This is a genomic window from Bacillus sp. JJ722 (assembly GCF_036963345.1).
In the GTDB taxonomy this organism is placed as follows: Bacteria; Bacillota; Bacilli; order Bacillales; family DSM-1321; genus Bacillus_AD.
Genome location: NZ_JBALMO010000400.1, coordinates 1 through 1,827 on the forward strand (window position 1 = coordinate 1; position 1,827 = coordinate 1,827).

Annotated in this window: 2 protein-coding genes; both read right to left on the reverse strand. The window is 31.0% G+C overall.

Annotation, left to right across the window (positions count from 1 at the left end; genetic code table 11):
• Nucleotides 1–592: 592 nt before the first annotated feature.
• Nucleotides 593–1,315, reverse strand: coding sequence for a DarT1-associated NADAR antitoxin family protein (locus V7014_RS26725; protein WP_335512090.1), 723 nt, complete (start codon nt 1,313–1,315; stop codon nt 593–595).
• Nucleotides 1,316–1,328: 13 nt separating this feature from the next.
• On the reverse strand, nt 1,329–1,827 hold a 499-nt coding region (locus tag V7014_RS26730; RefSeq protein ID WP_335512092.1), incomplete at its 5' end, for a DarT ssDNA thymidine ADP-ribosyltransferase family protein.

The following is a 1,827-nucleotide window of genomic DNA, read 5'->3' on the forward strand; positions in this document are numbered from 1 at the left end:
GTTTTAATAAAAAATGAAATAAAAAACGGAACAGCCAAGTAATTTTCAGTATTTGTCTTTTTCGTAGAAGTGAAATACCCATTCTTATAGACATTTAATAATCGAAGCTGTTGCCCACACGATTCCAAACCAACTTTTAGTGCTTTAACAAAAAAAAGCCAATGTTAGATAATCTCTATCGATTGACTTAATTGGTTTTCGGTCTATTGATACTATGTGCAAAATATTTAATTATAGGTGAATAGTTTCACCTACTTCTCTGGTTTCCGTACTCAAAATGTGTAGAGTTCTAAGTGTAGATAATTGATAAAAAAGCAGAGGAATTCACCGTTTAAATTCCAAACTGCTTGCCTCCCTAAAAACTAAATCTTATCAATGTATTAAATTATTTGGGTGTTCCAATTAGATTTTTACAGTCACTTATATAGTTAAGTAGTTTACAGTCTTTTCAACCGAAATCGCCTTTTCTTTCTCTAATCATTTTTATTGCTTTTTCCGCACACTACTTAGCATTTATTATCGCTTATATAATAGGTTCTTTTTATATTTGGGTTAAATTCAACTTCATCCTACACATATTTAATCACTTAAATTAATCCATTTTATCAAAAATACTTAACTGCTCATTCTTATCTACATCTTCATTTTCGCTGTAGTTAATACTTTGTTGTCCAAAAACTATTTCTTTAAACCTTCCAGCTGAGGACAAAGCGTCTTCTAACATGCCTGCTCTATATAAAGAAACATAAAGAGCAACAGATCTTGCTTGACAATTAATTGATTTTTGAGGGTTAAATTCAATATCTGTAAATGCATTAAATTGCACTACCTTTTCACTTAATTCTGTATTAAGAGCCAATGCATTGATATATAGCCAGTCATAAAAAAAAGTCTTAGGTTCTAAATTCCACTTTCTTCCAAAAAACCGAAAATAAAGTAACCTTCCACTATCTTTAATTCTTGGATCTTTCTTAGCTTCTTTTGAAGATTTTTCATATAAATCTACAAATGGGCCCCCAAATTCAAATACTTTACTCGCCTGAAATGCAGTTTCAACACTAAATTTTTTATTATTCTTTGTTTTTATCATTAAGTTAAATGCACTTAAGGATACACCTAATTCTTTGTCTGACTTACTGGATACTTCTAAGACATTTGCAGAAGGATATATTATCTTAAAATTTTGATGGAATGACTCTATTGATCTTTGCTTTTGCTTCATTGAAAAACCTGGAAACCATTCAAATTCAATGTCATTTGTACTTACAAATCCTTTTTCTTTTCCACTACTTATAAAAACTGGTCTCTCAGCCATAACTCCTCCTTATTTAACTCCAATACTCATAGTCATCTCTTGGTTTAAATAACCAATTTTGCACTTCAACATTTGCAGTATCGGGAACAAATTGCTTGTACTTATCACGAATAAAAGCATTTTCAAAACAAACTGAAAAGATATATGAAGGTTCAACATTTCCAAACACTAAAACCTCGGCTTGAGGATTAGTTGGGACAGCAGAAGGTAAATTTAAAATCTTCCTGTTGGGTTTGTTTGGAAATTCATCATATAATCGTCTAAATGCTTGAATTCCTTTTCGAGACTCGATAGAGGTTTGAGTAATAGATGTGCTGGCCGCATTTTCAATGCAAAAAGCACAATCTTTCTCCCATAATACATCTTTTTTTATTCCCAATACAACCCAGTCAATTTCAGGATTTTCACGTCTATACTTATAAAACATCTTGTAATTTGGGGCCTCAATAGAAAAACAAGAAGCTTTATGGCACCCATCAAGTCTATAAATGTCATTATAACAATATGTAATT

What these genes read in the sequence shown, in the direction of transcription:
- V7014_RS26725 (WP_335512090.1), bottom strand. Translation starts at nt 1,315, where the DNA reads ATGGCTGAGAGACCAGTTTTTATAAGTAGTGGAAAAGAAAAAGGATTT.